Annotated in this window: 16 protein-coding genes; 15 read left to right on the forward strand and 1 reads right to left on the reverse strand. The window is 43.8% G+C overall.

The features are described 5' to 3' along the window. The first annotated feature begins 25 nt into the window (after positions 1 to 25). The 9 genes from dinB to LCU_RS09495 all read left to right on the forward strand — a co-directional run bounded on the left by dinB (position 26) and on the right by LCU_RS09495 (position 10060). Complete coding sequence (gene dinB, locus LCU_RS09455) at positions 26 to 1156, forward strand: DNA polymerase IV (RefSeq protein WP_004265134.1); 1131 nt, start codon at positions 26 to 28, stop codon at positions 1154 to 1156. 81 nt (positions 1157 to 1237) lie between these two features. Continuing rightward, positions 1238 to 2560 carry a DRTGG domain-containing protein gene (locus tag LCU_RS09460; RefSeq protein WP_004265047.1) on the forward strand — a complete coding sequence of 441 codons (1323 nt, stop codon included), beginning with the start codon at positions 1238 to 1240 and terminating at the stop codon, positions 2558 to 2560. Positions 2561 to 2563: 3 nt separating this feature from the next. Further along, a complete protein-coding gene (locus LCU_RS09465; protein ID WP_056966712.1) occupies positions 2564 to 3514 on the forward strand; it encodes a DHH family phosphoesterase in 951 nt (316 codons plus the stop codon). A gap of 47 nt (positions 3515 to 3561) precedes the next feature. Further along, positions 3562 to 4917, forward strand: coding sequence for a DEAD/DEAH box helicase (locus LCU_RS09470; protein ID WP_004265041.1), 1356 nt, complete (start codon positions 3562 to 3564; stop codon positions 4915 to 4917). Positions 4918 to 4942: 25 nt separating this feature from the next. Further along, positions 4943 to 5932 carry a hypothetical protein gene (locus LCU_RS09475; RefSeq protein ID WP_223315560.1) on the forward strand — a complete coding sequence of 330 codons (990 nt, stop codon included), beginning with the start codon at positions 4943 to 4945 and terminating at the stop codon, positions 5930 to 5932. 250 nt (positions 5933 to 6182) lie between these two features. After that, on the forward strand, positions 6183 to 8825 hold the full coding sequence (gene alaS / locus LCU_RS09480; RefSeq protein ID WP_004265177.1) for an alanine--tRNA ligase: 2643 nt from the start codon (positions 6183 to 6185) through the stop codon (positions 8823 to 8825). Positions 8826 to 9021: 196 nt separating this feature from the next. Then, positions 9022 to 9282: an IreB family regulatory phosphoprotein gene (locus tag LCU_RS09485; RefSeq protein WP_039099245.1), complete on the forward strand. Its 261-nt coding sequence runs from the start codon at positions 9022 to 9024 to the stop codon at positions 9280 to 9282. Next, a complete protein-coding gene (gene ruvX / locus LCU_RS09490) occupies positions 9282 to 9719 on the forward strand; it encodes a Holliday junction resolvase RuvX (RefSeq protein WP_004265055.1) in 438 nt (145 codons plus the stop codon). Before LCU_RS09485 ends, ruvX begins: the two co-directional genes overlap by 1 nt. Positions 9720 to 9748: 29 nt before the next feature. Continuing rightward, positions 9749 to 10060 (forward strand): DUF1292 domain-containing protein, encoded by a 312-nt coding sequence (locus LCU_RS09495; protein ID WP_004265101.1) that lies wholly within the window; start codon positions 9749 to 9751, stop codon positions 10058 to 10060. A 557-nt stretch (positions 10061 to 10617) separates the two neighbouring features. Here the strand turns inward: LCU_RS09495 and rnhC are convergent. Then, on the reverse strand, positions 10618 to 11541 hold the full coding sequence (gene rnhC, locus LCU_RS09500; RefSeq protein ID WP_004265077.1) for a ribonuclease HIII: 924 nt from the start codon (positions 11539 to 11541) through the stop codon (positions 10618 to 10620). A gap of 537 nt (positions 11542 to 12078) precedes the next feature. On the opposite strand from rnhC, the gene LCU_RS09505 reads away from it, so the two are divergent. The 6 genes from LCU_RS09505 to dltB all read left to right on the forward strand — a co-directional run bounded on the left by LCU_RS09505 (position 12079) and on the right by dltB (position 18700). Then, entirely contained in the window at positions 12079 to 12618 is a 540-nt protein-coding gene (locus tag LCU_RS09505; RefSeq protein WP_004265024.1) for a CvpA family protein, read from the forward strand. 60 nt (positions 12619 to 12678) lie between these two features. After that, positions 12679 to 15042: an endonuclease MutS2 gene (locus LCU_RS09510; RefSeq protein ID WP_056966573.1), complete on the forward strand. Its 2364-nt coding sequence runs from the start codon at positions 12679 to 12681 to the stop codon at positions 15040 to 15042. Positions 15043 to 15343: 301 nt separating this feature from the next. Next, on the forward strand, positions 15344 to 15655 hold the full coding sequence (gene trxA / locus LCU_RS09515) for a thioredoxin (protein WP_004265032.1): 312 nt from the start codon (positions 15344 to 15346) through the stop codon (positions 15653 to 15655). A gap of 149 nt (positions 15656 to 15804) precedes the next feature. Next, positions 15805 to 15954, forward strand: coding sequence for a teichoic acid D-Ala incorporation-associated protein DltX (locus tag LCU_RS09520; protein WP_004265165.1), 150 nt, complete (start codon positions 15805 to 15807; stop codon positions 15952 to 15954). Between the two features lie 18 nt (positions 15955 to 15972). Continuing rightward, positions 15973 to 17499 (forward strand): D-alanine--poly(phosphoribitol) ligase subunit DltA, encoded by a 1527-nt coding sequence (gene dltA / locus LCU_RS09525; RefSeq protein ID WP_056966571.1) that lies wholly within the window; start codon positions 15973 to 15975, stop codon positions 17497 to 17499. Next, complete coding sequence (dltB, locus tag LCU_RS09530) at positions 17492 to 18700, forward strand: D-alanyl-lipoteichoic acid biosynthesis protein DltB (RefSeq protein ID WP_056966569.1); 1209 nt, start codon at positions 17492 to 17494, stop codon at positions 18698 to 18700. Before dltA ends, dltB begins: the two co-directional genes overlap by 8 nt. Positions 18701 to 18702 lie beyond the last annotated feature (2 nt).

An 18702-nucleotide genomic window follows, 5' to 3' on the forward strand; every position in this document is an offset into this window, starting at 1 on the left:
GTTGAAAAAATTAAGGAGGGGTAACATGGCAGAGCTGTTCAAGATTCCATTAGAAAATGATACGAGTCGCAAAATCATTCACATTGATATGGACGCGTTTTACGCATCGATTGAAGAGCGTGAACAGCCCGACTTACGCCAAAAGCCCCTCGTGATTGCCCGTAATCCGAGTGATACTGGTGGCAAAGGGGTCGTGACGACCGCGAACTATGTTGCCCGACAATACGGTGTGCACTCGGCGATGAGTGCGCAAAAAGCAGCTGAACTGATTCCGAATCACCAAGCCGTTTTTAAGGCGCCCAATTTTCCGCTTTATCAATCGGTCTCGGAACAGATTCACACGATTTTTCATACGGTAACCGATAAGATTGAACCGATTGCTTTTGATGAAGCGTACCTTGATGTCACGGAAAATAAACTCGGCTTGGCACACACAATTGATGTGGTCGCCTACATTCAAAAAGAAATCCTTAAAGAAACCCAACTCGTCAGCTCGGCGGGGATTTCGTACAATAAATTTTTAGCAAAGATGGCATCGGATTACCGCAAGCCAGCGGGGCGGACACTCGTTTTGCCGGAACAAGCGATTGCCTTTTTAAGTCGCTTGCCAATTGAAAAATTCCGTGGGGTCGGTAAGAAAACGGCGCCGCGAATGCAAGAACTCGGGATTTTAACGGGGGCGGACTTGCTTGAACAATCAGAAATGATGCTGATGCAAAATTTCGGCAAGCTTGGCTACGGCTTATATCGGCACGTGCGCGGCATCGATAATCGCCCGGTCGCCTACCAACGTGAACGCAAATCAATTGGCAATGAGAATACTTACGGGCAACCCCTAATCAGTGAAGAGCAGGTGCAAGTTGAGTTGAAGAAGTTAGCGATTGAACTTGAACGGCGTTTACGCAAGAATCAAAAACACGGTTTGACAGTTGTTTTAAAAGTGCGGAATCGCCAATTTGAAACTATTACTAAGCGTAAAACATTTAACGAATATGTCGGCAAGGCAGCTGAACTCGAGGCGATCGCTTGGGAAATTTGGCAAACCATCGGCCATGCAGAAGATGGCGTGCGCTTGCTCGGGATTACGGTGACTAACTTGGCACCGCAAACATTTGAAAACATCACGTTACCGTTATACGATTGGGAGCGTGAATAGTTGAGTTTCCTTTGTTTTTGTGCGCTAAAACCGATATACTATTAATAACTATGTAAATCTGATAAAGGGTGGTGGCGTTGAGTGGCAACTAAGCATGATCAAATTTTAATGTACATCGAAAATTTACCAATTGGTGACAAGATTTCGGTGCGCTCAATTGCCAAAACACTCTCGGTAAGTGAAGGAACGGCTTATCGCGCAATTAAAGCGGCAGAAAATAACGGCCTGGTCAGCACAATTGAACGGGTCGGTACCATCCGCATTGAACAGAAGTTAAAGGGGAAGATTGAAAATCTGACCTTTGAAGAAATCGTTCAAGTGATTGACGGCGAGGTCCTTGGTGGCCGCGCTGGTTTAGACAAGTTGTTGGACAAATTTGTGATTGGCGCGATGCAAATCGATGCCATCACGCGCTACATTACGCCAAAGTCATTGATGATTGTTGGTGATCGGACGGATGTGCAACGCTTAGCACTTGAAAACGGGGCCGCTGTTTTGATTACCGGCGGTTTTGGCACTTCGGCGGACGTCATTGCATTGGCCAACGACTTGGCTTTACCGATTTTGCAAACTGCCTACGATACCTATTCGGTGGCGGCATTGATTAATCGGGCGTTGACCGATCAATTGATTAAAAAAGAAATCATAACGGTGGCTGATATCTACCACCCACTTGCTGAAATCCACACGTTACATGCTAATCAAACGGTAGCCGACTACAAGCAATTGAGTGCGGCGGTAAAACAATCGCGTTTTCCAGTCGTCAACGAACATATGCGCCTCGTTGGGATTGTGACGGTGAAGGATATTTTAGATAAACCGGCCACGATGACCTTGGATAAAGTCATGACCAAGGAACCCGCGAGCGTTAAAAAATACATGAGTGTTGCCAGTGTCGGCCATTCAATGACTTGGAATAGTTTAGAAGTGATGCCAGTGGTGGCGGACAATTTAGAACTAGAAGGGTTAATTACCCGGCAAGATGTCATGAGCAACATGCAAACGGCGCAACGCCAACCGCAAGTCGCCGAGACGTTTTATGATCAGATTGTCGAACCACTGCGTCCTAGTGAAACTGTCCCAGACTTTTATACGGCGGCATATGAATATGAAGTGACGCCCCAGATGACGAATAACTTAGGGACAATTTCGTTTGGTGTACTGACCGAAGCGGTTTCGGCAGCTTGTCAACAAATGCTCCAGACGCAACATCAGCGCTATTCAATGATTGAACAGATCAACCTCCATTATTTACGGTTGATTCAAATCGACACGCAGATTCAGATTTTACCACGCTTGCTCGAAATTGGACGGCGTTCAGCTAAAATCGATGTCGATGTTTACGCCAATCATGTGATTGTGGCTAAGGCCCTCGTCACTGGTCAACTCTTAGAAAGAGGTTAATAAATGACAACTCCAGAACAAATTATTGCTAAAATTGAAACTTACGATACGATTATCATCCATCGTCATGTCAATCCTGATCCTGATGCGATTGGCTCACAAGTTGGCTTAGCTGAAGTACTGCGTAACAGCTACCCAGACAAGATGATTTACCAAGTCGGGAGCGACACCGGTAACTTGGCATGGCTCGCAAACGTTCAAGAAATTGAACCGGCTGCTTATCAAGGTGCATTAGTGATTGTGACTGATACAGCCAACTCACCTCGGATTAGTGGTGAGACGTTTAACTTAGGCGCTGAATTAATCAAAATTGATCATCATCCCAACGATGATCCTTATGGGGATTTAAACTGGGTGTTACCTGATGCCTCAAGTACCTCAGAAATCATTATTGACATCGTCAATAACAGCGAAGGCCACTTACAATTCAATCAAGCAGCTGCGCGTGTTTTATATGCCGGGATTGTTGGTGATACGGGGCGCTTCATGTTTAATTCAACCAGTCCACATACCATGGAATGTGCCGCCCAAATGATGACGTTTGATATTCACCATGATAAGCTCAATCAAAAGATGAACGAAATCACGTTGGAACAAGCCAAATTACAAGGGTACTTATTCGATCAACTTCAAGTGAACGACCAACAAGTCGCCTACTTAGTGGTTGATCGCGCAACCCAGGACCGGTTACATGTTGAACCGCAACAAGTACACTCGATTGTTGGAACACCCGGTCGTTTGAAAGGGGTATTAACGTGGGTCATCTTCGTGCAACAAGCAGATGACACTTACCGCGTGCATTTCCGCTCAAAGGGCCCAATCATTAATGAACTAGCGAAGCAACATGATGGCGGTGGTCATCCACTCGCTAGTGGCGCTAAGGCAGCTGATCAAGCTGAAATCGACATAATTATTGCAGAATTATCAGCGCTAGCCGCGCAGTACACTGAATAGACGCAGATCCAGATTTACCGGATTCAAACAATAGAAAGCAGGACTTTATGGATAATCAATTTACACAATTTAATCTAAAACCCGAAATCATTGCGGCTTTAGACGACATGCACTTTACAAAACCCACGGCGGTTCAACGGCGTGTGATTCCAGCCATCAACGCTGGTAAAAGTGTTATCGGTCAATCACAAACGGGGAGTGGGAAAACCCACGCGTTCTTATTACCCCTTTTAAATAAACTGGTGCCTGAAAAAGACGAAGTTCAAATCGTCATCACAGCCCCAAGTCGCGAATTGGCTTACCAAATCTATACGGCTGCCGAATTAATCACTCAACACATGACGGGGGATATTCGGATTGGTCGTTATGTTGGTGGGACTGACAAGCAACGCCAAATCGAAAAACTCGAACAACATCAACCACAGATTGTGATTGGGACTCCTGGTCGAATTTTAGATTTAATCAAGAGCAAGGCGCTTAAGATTTATACAGCGAAGATCTTGGTCATCGATGAAGCGGATATGACACTTGACATGGGCTTTTTGAAGCCAGTTGATGACATCGCTAGTCGTTTGCCAGAAGACTTACAAATGATGGTCTTCTCAGCAACCATTCCTGATAAGTTACAACCCTTCTTACAAAAATACATGCACAATCCTGTGATTGAAGAAGTTAAAAACGAAACTGTGATTAGCCCAACAATCGACAACTGGTTAGTGCCAACGAAGGGGAAAGCCCTCAACCAAACCATTTATTCATTATTGACGATGGGCCATCCTTTCATGGTCTTGGTTTTCGCTAATACGAAGAGCAAGGTTGATGACATCCACCGTTATTTACAATCACAAGGCTTGAAAGTCGCTAAAATTCATGGCGATATTCCACCACGCCAACGTAAACGGATTATGAAAGAAATTCATAACTTAGACTATCAATATGTTGTGGCAACTGATTTAGCGGCCCGCGGTATTGATATCGAAGGGATTAGCATGGTCATTAATGCTGAAGTCCCACGTGAAGATTTAGAATTCTTCATTCACCGGGTTGGTCGGACTGGTCGGAATGGTCTTAAAGGAACCGCGATTACGCTTTATGGTCCAGATGATGAACAAGCCGTTGCACAAATTGAAGCAATGGGCATCAAGTTCACACCAAAGACATTTAAAGATGGCGAATTGGTCACATCATATGATCGGAACCGTCGTAAAAAACGGGTAGCTACCACGCATGAATTAGATGTCGGCATGAAAGGGATGGTCAAAAAGGCCAAACTTAAACGCAAACCCGGTTATAAGAAAAAGATTAAAGCAGCCATTAAACAAGATGCACAAAAGAAACGCCGGATTGAACAACGACTTGAATTACGTGAAAAGAAACGTCAAAACAAGAAGCAAAATAGCTAGTTAATTCATAATCGAGGTGGCTGTGATGCATGAAAATGACTTACAATTACTGAACTGGTTATCGTTATCCGAAGAAGCACGGCGCGCTAATTTTGGCCAGGTGTTGCGCTACTTTGTTAGCCCGCTGATTCCAATTGAAGCGATTCAGAGTGAGACCGCAACGATTGGCACTCAAGTATTTCAAACTTACAGTGCCCGGCTAGCTGGGCAGCAGTTTATTTTTATCCCCGGCCAAGCTAATGTGCAGTTGGGATGGCAAGCAGGGGCAGCCCACTTAGCACCGAGTGAGTGGTTTGCACAAACTAAACGTACGTTACCAGTTGATCAAGGACTCGTTTGGGCGACGCAAGCGGATGTCGATCAATACGTTGATCAGATGACATCAGAATATCGGATTGTTAATATGGCACCGATGTTAGTGGCACAAACACCAATTTCAAGTGAGTGGGTACTCCAAGGCGAGTATGAAACGACAACAGGACGTTTTAATGGAAACCAACTAGTTGGGCGTCAGTTTTTGGCGGAAATCCAAAATACCTTGTTTCGGGCGCGGCGGGAACAAAATTCAGCTGAAACACTTGAAAGTGCGCACCTAATTTTACAAGCGGGTGGGCGACCAGATTGTTACCAAGTGTTTGAAAAAACTAATGGTGACGAAAGTGAACTACGCCAGACATTGCGGCGGCGCGGTTTTGATCTGGTGAGTGTTGATCAGTATGAATGGCTTAAAGGTGCAGGGAGTAAGACGTTGTGGTTAAGTGGTAATCACTTACCACGACCGACTCAGCGCCAGCAGATGCCATTTGGGTTACAAGCAACAGCCGCTGACGGTTATGAACTTACTCAAGATCCACTTGTTTATAAGGGTGGTGCTTGTGTGACAGGGGGACGGTATAGTTTGGAACAATGGTTGCCTGAAGCACCCGCCTATGAATCTGGGATTCAAACGGCGGCATTGGGCAATCCGACGCTTCAGTGCTACTATCGGCCTGCGATTACCGTTACCTTGGATTAGTTGACAATTCAGCAAATCTTTTTTATACTTTGGAAGTGTTGGGATATACGCAACGAACTGACGGAGACAGGAACGCCTTTCTAGACTGAGAGAAGGTGCCGCCATTGGTTGACGTGCTCCCCAACATCACAAACAATTCAATAAACTCATAAAGAGGTTAACGACTAACATCGTTGCAATCAAGGTGGTACCGCGCTTTTGCGTCCTTGAAATTGCAGCGGTGTTTTATTTTTTTGAAGGAGCAAACATGATGAAAAAACTAACCAGTGCGCAAGTGCGCCAAATGTTCTTAGATTTCTTTAAAGAAAAGGGTCATGATGTCGAACCAAGTGCATCGCTTGTCCCAGATGATGATCCGACATTATTATGGATTAACTCAGGGGTTGCGACCCTAAAGAAGTATTTCGATGGTCGCGTTGTACCTAATAATCCACGGATTACCAATGCACAAAAGAGTATTCGGACCAACGATATTGAAAATGTTGGGAAGACTGCTCGTCACCATACTTTCTTCGAAATGCTCGGCAACTTTTCTGTCGGGGACTATTTCAAAGAAGATGCGATTCCATGGGCTTGGGAATTCTTAACCAGCGACAAGTGGATTGGTTTCGATCCTGAAAAATTATACGTGACGGTTTATCCTAAAGATCAAGATGCGCACCGGATTTGGCATGAAAAAGTCGGTTTGCCAGAATCACACATCATTGAAGTTGAAGATAATTTCTGGGATATCGGTGAAGGCCCCTGTGGCCCCGATTCAGAAATTTTCTACGATCGTGGTCAAAGCTTCAACAACGTTAGCGAAGATGATCCTGAAAACTATCCTGGTGGCGAAAACGAACGTTATCTGGAAGTTTGGAACATCGTGTTCTCAGAATTCAACCATTTACCAAACGGCGAATATGTTGAACAACCCCACAAGAACATTGATACGGGGATGGGCCTCGAACGACTTGTTTCAGTGATTCAAGAAGCCCCAACCAACTTTGAAACAGATTTATTCATGCCATTGATCGAAGCGACAGCTAAGATGAGTGACCACAAACAATACGGTCAAAATGCAGCTGATGATATTTCATTCAAGATTATCGCAGATCATGCGCGGGCTGTGACGTTTGCAATTGGTGACGGTGCAATGCCGGCCAATGAAGGTCGCGGCTATGTACTCCGCCGTTTAATTCGTCGGGCCATCTTAAATGGTAAGAAACTCGGCATCAACGACGCTTTCATGTACAAGTTAGTACCAATCGTTGGTGAAATCATGCAAAGCTATTACCCAGACGTATTAGCACAAAAAGAATTCATCGAAAAAGTCATCCGTTCTGAAGAAGATCGTTTCCGTGAAACCTTGAATGATGGTTTACGTTTATTGAACCAAACGATTGACAGTGTCAAAGCTGCTGGTCAAAGTGAAATTGCTGGGGCAGATGCTTTCAAGTTATTTGATACGTATGGTTTCCCAATCGAATTGACAACTGAATATGCCGAAGATGAAGGCTTAACGGTTGATCAAGCTGGTTTCGAAAGTGAAATGGCACAACAAAAATCACGTGCACGTAATGCCCGTAGTGATGAACAATCAATGGGGATGCAAAACGAACTTTTAATGGATATCAAAGTGGAAAGTACCTTCACTGGTTATACAACGCTTGAAACAGAAAGTAAGTTAAGCGTCATCTTACAAGATAATGCCGAACAACAAACGATTAAGAGTGGTACGGCGCAATTAATCTTCGACCAAACACCATTCTATGCTGAAATGGGGGGCCAAGTTGCTGATCAAGGGATCATTAAGAACCTAGCTGGGCAAGTAGTCGCTAAAGTGACTGACGTGCAATACGCACCAAACGGGCAACCATTACACACCGTTGAAGTGCTCGAAGAAATGATTAGTGGTGTCCACTATGTCTTATCAGTTGATCCAACCTTCCGCGGTGGCGTCATTAAGAATCACACCGCAACGCATTTATTGGATCAAGCCTTGCGTGATGTTTTAGGCGAACATACGCATCAAGCTGGTTCATTGGTTGAACCTGACTACTTACGGTTTGATTTTACGAACCTCGGTCAAGTCACACCAGATCAATTAGCCACTGTGGAAAAAATTGTGAACGAAAAAATTTGGGCTGCACTACCTGTGAATACTGTTGAAACCGATATTGAAACAGCTAAACAAATGGGGGCCATCGCACTCTTTACCGAAAAATATGGTAAGACAGTCCGAGTGGTTCAAATCGGTGATTACTCAATGGAACTTTGTGGTGGGACGCATGCTGCTAACACTGCTGATCTTGGTCTATTCAAGATTACGAGCGAATCTGGGATTGGTGCCGGGACGCGCCGGATTGAAGCCGTGACTTCAAAGGCAGCCTTCAAGTATTTGAATGACAAACAAGCCTTATTAAATGAATTAGCTGGTGAATTGAAAGTTGCTCAAACCAAGGATTTACCTAAGAAGATTCAACAATTACAATCTGACTTAAAAGCAGAACAAAAAGAAAACGAACAACTCAAAGCAAAATTTGCCCAACAACAAGCTGGCAATGTTTTTGAAAATGTCGAAACAGTTGGTCAATGGCGCTTAGTGGCTGCTGATGCAAAAGTTGCCGGAATGAACGAATTACGACAATTAGCGGATCAATGGCAACAAAAACAAATTTCAGATGTCTTAGTGCTCGCAACAGTTGCGGGAGATAAGGTTAGCTTGATTGTCGCGGTCGCACCTGATGCGATTAAAGCGGGGATTAAAGCCGGTGATTTGATTAAACAAATCGCACCACTCGTTGGTGGTGGCGGTGGTGGCCGTCCAGACATGGCCCAAGCTGGTGGGAAGAATCCAGCTGGGATCGCAGATGCTTTGGCAGCTGCTAAAACAGCTTTAGCGAACGCTTAACTTATAACGGGATTGTCGTCAATTTTTTATTGATTGCAATCCCGTTATTTTTTTGTTCTTTTTGTTAATCAATTTAGCGAAATGTGTTATAGTTATCTCTCATCCGCATTCTGCTAAGAGAGGGGAGAGTTGTACTTTGTCCTGTTTTCGAGTAGAATATGGTTGTATAAGTAGCGAAAAGTTGAGGTGTTGAGAGATGAATCTAGATAAAACAGTCCATTTTGATTTTGGTAAAAATAGCCCCAAGAATGTTCATGAAACATTAACGACGGTCTATCAGACATTAGAAGAGAAGGGCTACAACCCAATTAATCAGATTGTAGGTTATCTGTTGTCCGGTGATCCAGCATACATTCCGCGCTATAATGATGCTCGTAATTTAATTCGCAAGCACGAACGTGATGAGATTATCGAGGAATTAGTTAAAAATTATTTGGATAAGGAAACGACGAAATAATGCGCTTAATGGGATTTGATGTAGGATCAAGAACGGTTGGCATTGCGATTAGTGATCTATTGGGCTGGACAGCTCAAGGGGTCGAGATTATTCGCATCAATGAAGATGAATCAGAATTTGGGTTAGACCGCGTCAAGGAATTGGTTGCAGAACATCAAGTGACTGGTTTTGTTTTGGGGTTACCCAAGAATATGAATAATTCGATTGGGCCACGGGCGCTTAAAGCGCAAGAATACGGGGCAATGCTGAGTGAACTTTTCCCAGAGATTCCGGTTGATTACATCGATGAACGCCTAACAACGGTTCAGGCTGAACGCATGTTAGTGGAACAAGCAGATACGTCACGTAAGAAACGGAAGCAAGTGATTGATAAGCTTGCTGCGGTGATGATTTTGCAGAACTACTTGGACGCGCACGGTCGCTTAACACAAGGCTAATAAATAAAACAATTAAGGAGTTTTGATGAATGACTGAAGATAACAAGAACATCCACCAAGATGAAGAACAACAAATTACACTAATCGACGACCAAGGTAACGAGGAATTATACCAAGTGCTCTTTACATTTGATTCAGAAGATTACGGTAAATCATACGTGCTATTGTACCCAACAAGCGCTGAAGAAGATGAAGAAGTTGATATCCAAGCTTTCTCATTCACATCAGACGATGCAGGCGATGCCAGCAAAGGTGACCTATTCCCAATCGAAGACGACGAAGAATGGGAAATGGTTGAAGAAGTACTAAACACATTTTTGGCAGACGACAACATGAAATAAGTGCGTTCAAACCGGTTATACTTTGAGGACTAGCATAGTCCCGTGAATGAGCGACGAAGTCGATCGTTTGCGGGACGTAGCTAGCCGCAGAAGTATGGTTTGAAAAGTACGTTAAAGAAAAGAAGAGCGTCATCAACGGGGAACTTCTGAGCATTTGCCTAACTTAGCGAATTGGCGATGCAATCGCCGATTTGATAAGTGTAGCAAAGCACAGGAAGTTGTTGATGAAAGCACGTTATCACCATCTATTTCAAAAAGGGTCCCGATAGCAATTAATTAAATTGCAGTCGGGACCCTTTTTTTATGTGGAGAAGGTGTGGGTTGAAATGTGCTTTTTAAAGCTGACTCTTGTGCTTAGCTTCGTATCGCAAACGACCGACTTTGTCGGTCATTCACAACACTGTGCTAATGCTCAGAGTCAACCCGCTTTAAACGCACTTTAAACGTGCTCTTACAGGCATATTTCTGCGCTTAACTAAATTTGCCAAATCAGCGATTACATCGCCAATTCGTCAAATCCAGTTAATGCTCAAAATATCACCGCCTGTAGTCGCACTCTATAACAATTTCTTCGCTTTTTCCGTGTTAATAAAATGCAATTTAGCGAATTCGCCTAGGTAATCGATGCCACCTTGTGCGAGTAAATCTGCGGCGATTTGGTTAACTGCTTGATGATTGCCGAGCGGAATTTGGCGGCCCGCTTTTTTAGACAGTTCAAGCATTGATAGGTTGGCTTGGTGGCGCGCAATGATTGAAGCGGCAGCAACGGCGAGGTGAAATTGTTCCGCCTTGGTTGAGAAATAAACGTTCTCGCGTAAAACAACCGGTTCATTCTTCAAATAGTTGTAGTAAATGCCGCGTGGTTCGAATTGATCAATGAGGATGCCAGCGGGTTTTTCGGGTTGGATTTTTTGGAGGACTTTGAGGAGTGCGAAATTATGGCTGATGGCCTTCATTTTTTCGATGTTCATTGTGGCGTGTACTTCATTGTATTTCGGTGGCATGATGTTGACGATGTGATAGGGGAGTTTAGCCATCATCTTGATTGCCATCTGATCGATTTGTGCATCGGTTAGCGTTTTGGAATCCGCGACGCCTAGGCTATTGACGAACGCCAGATTTTCTTGGCTGACATAGACGGCGGCGATGGTCAGCGGACCGAAGTAGCTTCCGTTACCAACTTCATCTGAGCCTAAAACGGACCATTTGGCAAAATCAGCTGGTAAAACATCGCCTTTGGCGGCTTTAGGCTTAGTACGGCTAGCAGATTTTGCTTTGCTAGGGGTAGCGGTGCCCCACTTAGCAGCTTCTCGTTCGGCACTAGCGCCTTGGAAAAGTACTTTGCCAGATTTATAGCCGGTAATGCTTAGTCCATTGGCTTGGTGCGCAAAAACGGCCCCCGGCGGTAGTTGACGGTTGGTCGGATAATTTTTTTGAATAGTAGTTAATTGTGAGGGTGTCACTTTAATGACTGCTTGCATACGATTGGCTCCTTAATGAGTGGCAAATGAAGAGATTCGGAGTAAAATTGCCACTTTCCCTTATTTCATGATAAAATAGTTCAGTTGAACTAGCAAATAAAATTAGAGTGCGACTGCAGATGGTCATACTCTGAGGATTAGTAGCATACCGTGAATGACCGGCAAGGCCGATCGTTTGCGGTATGAAACTAACCGGAAGAGTATATCTGCAGGAGTACGTTAAAAAAAGAGTGCGACAGCAGGCGGTTATATTTTGAGTATTAACTGGATTTGACGAATTGGCGATGCAATCGCCGATTTGGCAAATTTGGTTAAGCGCAGAAATATGCCTGCAAGAGCACGTTTCAAAAATCAGAGTGCGCAATAAGCTGGGTATCTTCTGAGGATTAGCATAGACTCGTGAATAAGCGACGAAGTCGATTGTTTGCGAGGCGTAGCTAACCGGAAGAAGATGGCTTATGGAGCACGTTTCAGAATACTTTATCCAATCAATCATACACACATCCACGCCACAAAACGCGTATCTAAGGGGAACTCATGTTAAGTCTAATTATTATCTTAATGCTGTTATATGCCATTTACACAGGGGTCAGACGGGGGTTTATCATGCAAGCCGTCTACACGATTGGCTACTTTATCGTCTTTTGGATTGCCAAAGCGATGAGCCAAACACTAGGGCCTAAGCTAAGTTTAATGGTGCCATACCCATCGGCAACTGAAGACAGCTATTTTGCATTTTTCCAAAAGAGTATCGGGTTGTCACTCGATGATGCGTTTTATATCGGCGTCGCCTTTGTCCTCGTGATGTTTATCGGTGGCTTGTTGGTGCGCTTCATCGGACTATTGTTGAATTCATTGACTTATATGCCAGGTTTGAAGCAATTTAACAAGGCAGCCGGTGGACTTTTGAGTTTCTTGGTCGTTTACGTGGGGCTCTTTTTGCTCCTCTACGTGCTGGCTTTAGTGCCAGTCGATGGCTTACAGAAGACATTGGAAAACTCGACAGTTGCGCGCGTCATTGTCTTACACACACCAGTCCTCACCTCTCAAGTGACGAGCTGGTGGATTGCTGGCTAAAATGGATAGTGCAGTTGGGGCTGACGGAAGTCGCCCCTTTTTTAGAAGGAGCTAACTTAAATGAATCATAAAATATTACAAACACTAGAATACGATAAAATTAAACAAATGCTTCAAGGCCATGCCATCACGGCGTTTGGTCAAGAACAAATCACACAATTAACCCCCGCTAACGATGCGGAATTGATTCAAGAACGCTTGGACCAGACCAAAGATGGGGTCGATATTGAACGGCTAAAAGGTGGCATTCCTTTGCCACAGTTAGATAATATTCGTCCGCACCTGAAACGAATCGAAATCGGTGCGACTTTAAACGGTACCGAACTCGCGCAAGTTGGGCGGGTTTTACGTGCGACTTCTGCGGTTGTGCGTTTCTTTGATGACTTAGAAAAAGATGAATTAACCTTAAAGGCGTTGCCAGACTTAGTTGCCCAATTGGTGACTTTACCGCAACTAACTGAAAAGATTAGAAGTTCTGTTGCTGATGATGGCGCCGTTTTAGACACGGCTTCAACCAAGTTGCGTGGCTTACGGACTGGTTTAAAACAATTGGAAGGCCAAATCAGATCGCGGATGGCAAGTTATACACACGGTGCTAAAGCTAAATATCTGAGTGATCCGATTGTCACGATTCGAAATGACCGCTATGTCATTCCTGTTAAACAAGAATACCGTGGCCAATTCGGCGGCGTTGTGCATGATCAGAGTGCTAGTGGTCAGACCCTTTTCATGGAACCACAAGCCATCATGGAATTGAATAACCGCTTGCGCCAATTACAAATTGAAGAACAACAAGAAATTGAACGGATTTTGGCGGAATTATCGGAAGCCATCATGCCAGAACGCCACAATATTTTAGCCAACGCTGAATTATTGGGGCAACTCGATTTCGTCAATGCTAAGGCTCAACTTGCTAAAGCGTTGGAGGCCACTGAACCGCTGATTAATTTAGAAAACCATGTTGAACTCAAACAAGCACGGCACCCATTAATCGACCCAGCTAAAGTCGTTGCTAATGACATCGCGATTGGGGCGGATTATCAGGCCATCGTTGTTACGGGTCCCAATACCGGTGGGAAAACCATTACGTTGAAAACCTTAGGCTTAGTCCAAGTGATGGCCCAATCTGGCTTATTTATCACTGCGCGTGAGGAGAGCCAAGTCGGCGTCTTCTCGGATATTTTTGCTGATATTGGTGATGAACAATCAATTGAACAGAACTTGAGTACGTTCTCAGCACATATGGAAAACATCATTCAGATTCTCCAACATATCGACGATCGTAGTTTGGTCTTGCTCGATGAATTGGGGGCAGGGACTGATCCACAAGAAGGGGCCGCTTTAGCCATCGCTATCTTGGATCAAATTGGGATTGTTGGCGCTGATGTCGTTGCCTCAACCCATTATCCAGAATTGAAAATTTACGGTTACAATCGGCCACAAACGATTAATGCTAGCATGGAATTCGATGTGGCTACCTTACAACCAACGTACCGTTTATTAATTGGGGTGCCTGGTCGTAGTAACGCGTTCGATATTTCAACGCGCTTAGGGTTACCAAGCTCAATCGTTCAACAAGCTAAACAATTGATGAACGATGAAAGCCAAGATTTAAATAATATGATTACCGATCTCGAAAATCAACGTAAGGCAGCCGAAACGGAATACCAAGCTTTGCGGCATGAATTAGCAGAAGCGACTGACTTGCATCAACAGTTATCAACTGCTTATCAACAATTCTTCGAAGACCGTGAAACAGAAATGACGAAGGCGAAAGAAAAAGCGAATGCGATCGTCGAAAAAGCTGAAGTTAAAGCAGACAAAGTGATTACCAAGTTGCGGGATATGCAGATGAATCAAGGCGCCCAGATTAAGGAAAATCAATTAATCGATGCGAAGTCGGAATTAGGGCAATTGCACCAAGAAACAACCTTGAAGAAAAACAAAGTATTGCAACGGGCAAAACGACGTCAAACCCTTAAAGAAGGCGATGATGTTTTAGTTACTTCATACGGTCAACGTGGGACATTAGTCCGGCAAATCGATGCCAAGAACTGGGAAGTTCAAATGGGCATTATCAAGATGAAGATTGCTAACGAAGACCTTGAGAAACAAAAAGTCGTTGAAGATAACCGACCTCAACGGCATGTGACAACTGTCAACAGCGGTGGAGCGCGGTATGTTAAAGCCCAACTTGATTTGCGGGGCAAACGCTACGAAGAAGCAATGGCTGAAGTTGATCAATATGTCGATGCGGCCTTGTTAGCGAACTACCAACAAGTGACAATCGTCCATGGGAAAGGGACCGGTGCAATCCGCCAAGGTGTCCAGGACTACCTAAAAGGCAATCGCCAAGTCAAGAAATACGAATACGCCCCAGCAAACGCAGGCGGCAATGGCGCAACAATCGTAACATTCAAATAGAGTGCGGAAGCAGGCGGTTATACGCCGAGGATTAGCATAGGCAGACGAATGACCAACTTGTTGGTCGTTTGGCTGGTGTAGCTAACCGGAGGAGTTTGCCTGCTGGAGCACGTTTACGCCCCCAATCCAACCAGTCCTTTCTGGTTTTGATTGGGGGTGTTTTTTTAGGCTTGTTAAATTAAACGGGGATAAAATAATCCGTTTGTAACGAATAATAAGCGAGTTAAGTTGTTATTTACGCCATATAGGAGTATCATGATAAATAATATGTTTTGTACAATTGAATGGAGGGCGAAGAATAATGGTTGAAGTATTAACAGATAAAAATTACGAAGAAGAAACAAAGAGTGGCGTTGTCTTGACAGACTTCTGGGCAACTTGGTGTGGTCCTTGTCGGATGCAATCACCTGTTATCGAATCATTGGCAGAAACTAACGACAAAGTTAAGTTCAGTAAAATGGATGTGGATGCTAATCCAGAAACGCCTGCTAATTTCGGAATTATGGCGATTCCAACGTTAGTGGTTAAAAAAGATGGTCAAGTTGTTGAAAAAATTACTGGCTTCCATAATAAGGAACAACTAGAAACGATTTTGGCACAATATACCGACTAATTATGAAAACACCTACTATTTAGTAGGTGCTTTTTTTATGTGACAGCGTGTGACAAAAATGTTAGTGGTTGTTTAATAAACGTTGTGGTAACTTTAATGATGAACAAAATGATGAAAATCAAAAAGAGAGAGAAAGAGATGGTGAAAAAATGGGTCAAAAAATACTTAATTTTTGGAATAAACCGGCCGTCAATTTCATTGGCAAAACCATAATTTATTTTGTTATTCTGCTAATTCTACTTTATTTATATGATTACAGTGGTATCGGTAGTCCTAAATTTATCTACAATGAATTCTAATGAAGGAGCGTCGTTAAAATGAAAAAGAATATCATTCAACAAATTGATGCGATTGCAATTGACCAACCACAAACTGTGGCTTATCAATTAGGCACGACGCAACACACTTACGCCGACTTAAAGGCTGCTTCAGACCGGATTGCTCATTTCATTCAAAGCCAAGACTTGCCAGCTAAAGCACCGGTGATTATCTTCGGTGGTCAAAACTTCGAGATGGTAGCAACTTTTCTAGGTGCTGTTAAAGCAGGCCATGCTTATATTCCGGTGGAACAACATTCAGATCCAGCGCGGATTAAACAGATTGAATCAGTCGCAACGCCGGCTGCTGTCCTATCATGGGCTAGTGAAACAGCAATTGATGTTAATATGCCCGTTTTCGCAGAAACCCAATTGACAGATGTGATTGCAAACGGAGCAACCGATTATGATGCTAGCCAAAGTGTGCAAGGGAATGAGAATTTCTACATCATCTTCACGTCAGGGACAACAGGGTTATCTAAAGGCGTCCAAATCAGCGAAAGCAATTTACAAAGTTTCGTTGACTGGGCCAACCCAGCTTTCAACGTTGCGGATAACAGCCGCGTTCTAATTCAGGCCCCATACTCATTCGATTTATCAGTCATGGATTTATTTCCCGGGTTATGCTCAGGTGCAACCCTCGTCGTTTTAGAAAAAGCTGTGACGGACAACTTCAAGACGTTATTTGAAGTCTTGCCAACTCTTAAGGTGAACGAATGGGTTTCAACACCATCTTTTGCAGAAATCTGCTTATTATCACCAACATTTGATAGTGAACATTTCCCAGAATTAAAACAATTCGTCTTCTGTGGGGAAGAATTAACGCATCAAACAGCAACGAAGTTAATCGAACGTTTCGGTGATGCGCAAATCTTCAATACTTACGGTCCAACCGAAGCAACGGTTGCGATGACTAGCATCGAAATTACGGCGGAGGTCTTAGCGACTTACGACCGACTCCCAATCGGCTACACAAAGGCTGATACTCAAACTGTCGTAGTGGACGAACAAAATAATCCAGTCGCAGTTGGTCAACCTGGTGAACTCTTAATCAGTGGCCCAAGTGTTTCAAAAGGGTACTTGAATAATCCTGAAAAAACAGCTGCAGCCTTCTTCGAAAAAGACGGGCAACGCTTCTACCATTCAGGCGATTTGGTCACCCAAAACGAAGATGGCTTGCTCTTTTATAAAGGGCGGACCGACTTCCAAGTTAAGATGCACGGTTACCGGATTGAACTAGAGGAAATCGACCACCACTTAAGCCAATTAGCAGCCGTTCATCAAGCATGTACCGTACCGCGCTACAACAAAGCCCATCAAGTCACCCAATTGATTGCCTATGTTGTGCCAGCAGACGGTCAAGAAGCGGGCAATGATTTAACGAAGACGTTAAAAGCAGAACTCGCTGAAAATACGATGGACTACATGATTCCGCAACGATTTGTTTATCAAGAAAAATTACCATTATCCGTCAATGGGAAGATTGATCGTAAAGCGTTGATTAAAGAGGTTAATGGCAATGCCTAATTTACAACCGTACGCGAATCCGAACTACTTTCTCATTCTAGGTGCGGCGTTAATTCCGTTAGTGATTGGCTTACTTAACGGCAAACGTTGGCATGTTTATGAGACACTTGTCTCACTGCTCTTTTTGATCCTAATCTTTGACGGGGATAAGGTTCACCAGGGAATTGCCTTGATTGGTTACGTCCTGTTCGAAGGAGCACTGATTTGGGGATACACTGTCTATCGTCAAAAGCACAACAACACCTGGCTATTCGATCTGGCTGTTATCTTAGCGATTATGCCGCTAGTGATTGTCAAGTTCGTGCCATTCTTAAATCCGGGTAGTAATTCAATTCTTGGCTTCTTGGGGATCAGTTATCTGACATTTAAGTCAGTTGGGATGATTATGGAAACCCGTGATGGCAGTATTAAGAAATTTGAACCATGGTTATTCTTACAATTTATGCTATTTTTCCCGACGATTTCATCAGGACCAATTGACCGTTATCGTCGTTTCAAAAAAGATTACCTAAAAGTTCCTGATCGTGACCATTATCTCGACTTACTGGGCAAGGCAGTCCACAACTTCATGTTGGGCTTTGTGTATAAGTTTATGCTCGGTTACTTATTCGGGACCGTGTTACTCCCTAAAGTTGCGCATTTAGCAATGGCGAGTCGCGGTGGGTTCCTTGATATCTCATGGGGGCTTGTTGGTTACATGTATGTTTACAGTATGTATTTATTCTTCGATTTTGCGGGCTACAGTTTATTCGCTGTTGCGACAAGTTATGTGATGGGTGTTGAAACGCCAATTAACTTTAACAAGCCATTTGCATCAACCAATATCAAGGAATTCTGGAATAGATGGCATATGACATTATCATTCTGGTTTAGAGATTACATCTACATGCGCTTAGTGTTCTTCTTGATGAAACATAAGATTACCAAGAACAAGGTCCTCATTGCCAATCTCGGCTATTTAACACTCTTCTTATTGATGGGCTTCTGGCATGGGTTGACATGGTACTACATTGTTTACGGCTTGTTCCACGCCATCTGGATCATCCTTACCGATGTCTGGTTGCGTTTCAAGAAGAAACACAAGGATCACATTATCAGCAATCGGTGGACGAACTACTTAGCAATTTTTGCAACGTTTAACACCGTTTGTCTCAGTTTTCTAATTTTCTCAGGCTTTTTGGACCGGTTATGGTTCCACTAAGA

The organism is Latilactobacillus curvatus JCM 1096 = DSM 20019 (assembly GCF_004101845.1).
GTDB lineage: Bacteria > Bacillota > Bacilli > Lactobacillales > Lactobacillaceae > Latilactobacillus > Latilactobacillus curvatus.

Excerpts from the sequence above, each read along its gene's own strand:
- dinB (WP_004265134.1), top strand. The coding sequence starts at position 26 with ATGGCAGAGCTGTTCAAGATTCCATTAGAAAATGATACGAGTCGCAAA.
- LCU_RS09465 (WP_056966712.1), top strand. The coding sequence starts at position 2,564 with ATGACAACTCCAGAACAAATTATTGCTAAAATTGAAACTTACGATACG.
- LCU_RS09470 (WP_004265041.1), top strand. The coding sequence starts at position 3,562 with ATGGATAATCAATTTACACAATTTAATCTAAAACCCGAAATCATTGCG.
- LCU_RS09475 (WP_223315560.1), top strand. The coding sequence starts at position 4,943 with ATGCATGAAAATGACTTACAATTACTGAACTGGTTATCGTTATCCGAA.
- alaS (WP_004265177.1), top strand. The coding sequence starts at position 6,183 with ATGAAAAAACTAACCAGTGCGCAAGTGCGCCAAATGTTCTTAGATTTC.
- LCU_RS09485 (WP_039099245.1), top strand. The coding sequence starts at position 9,022 with ATGAATCTAGATAAAACAGTCCATTTTGATTTTGGTAAAAATAGCCCC.
- ruvX (WP_004265055.1), top strand. The coding sequence starts at position 9,282 with ATGCGCTTAATGGGATTTGATGTAGGATCAAGAACGGTTGGCATTGCG.
- LCU_RS09495 (WP_004265101.1), top strand. The coding sequence starts at position 9,749 with ATGACTGAAGATAACAAGAACATCCACCAAGATGAAGAACAACAAATT.
- rnhC (WP_004265077.1), bottom strand. The coding sequence starts at position 11,541 with ATGCAAGCAGTCATTAAAGTGACACCCTCACAATTAACTACTATTCAA.
- LCU_RS09505 (WP_004265024.1), top strand. The coding sequence starts at position 12,079 with ATGTTAAGTCTAATTATTATCTTAATGCTGTTATATGCCATTTACACA.
- LCU_RS09510 (WP_056966573.1), top strand. The coding sequence starts at position 12,679 with ATGAATCATAAAATATTACAAACACTAGAATACGATAAAATTAAACAA.
- trxA (WP_004265032.1), top strand. The coding sequence starts at position 15,344 with ATGGTTGAAGTATTAACAGATAAAAATTACGAAGAAGAAACAAAGAGT.
- LCU_RS09520 (WP_004265165.1), top strand. The coding sequence starts at position 15,805 with ATGGGTCAAAAAATACTTAATTTTTGGAATAAACCGGCCGTCAATTTC.
- dltA (WP_056966571.1), top strand. The coding sequence starts at position 15,973 with ATGAAAAAGAATATCATTCAACAAATTGATGCGATTGCAATTGACCAA.
- dltB (WP_056966569.1), top strand. The coding sequence starts at position 17,492 with ATGCCTAATTTACAACCGTACGCGAATCCGAACTACTTTCTCATTCTA.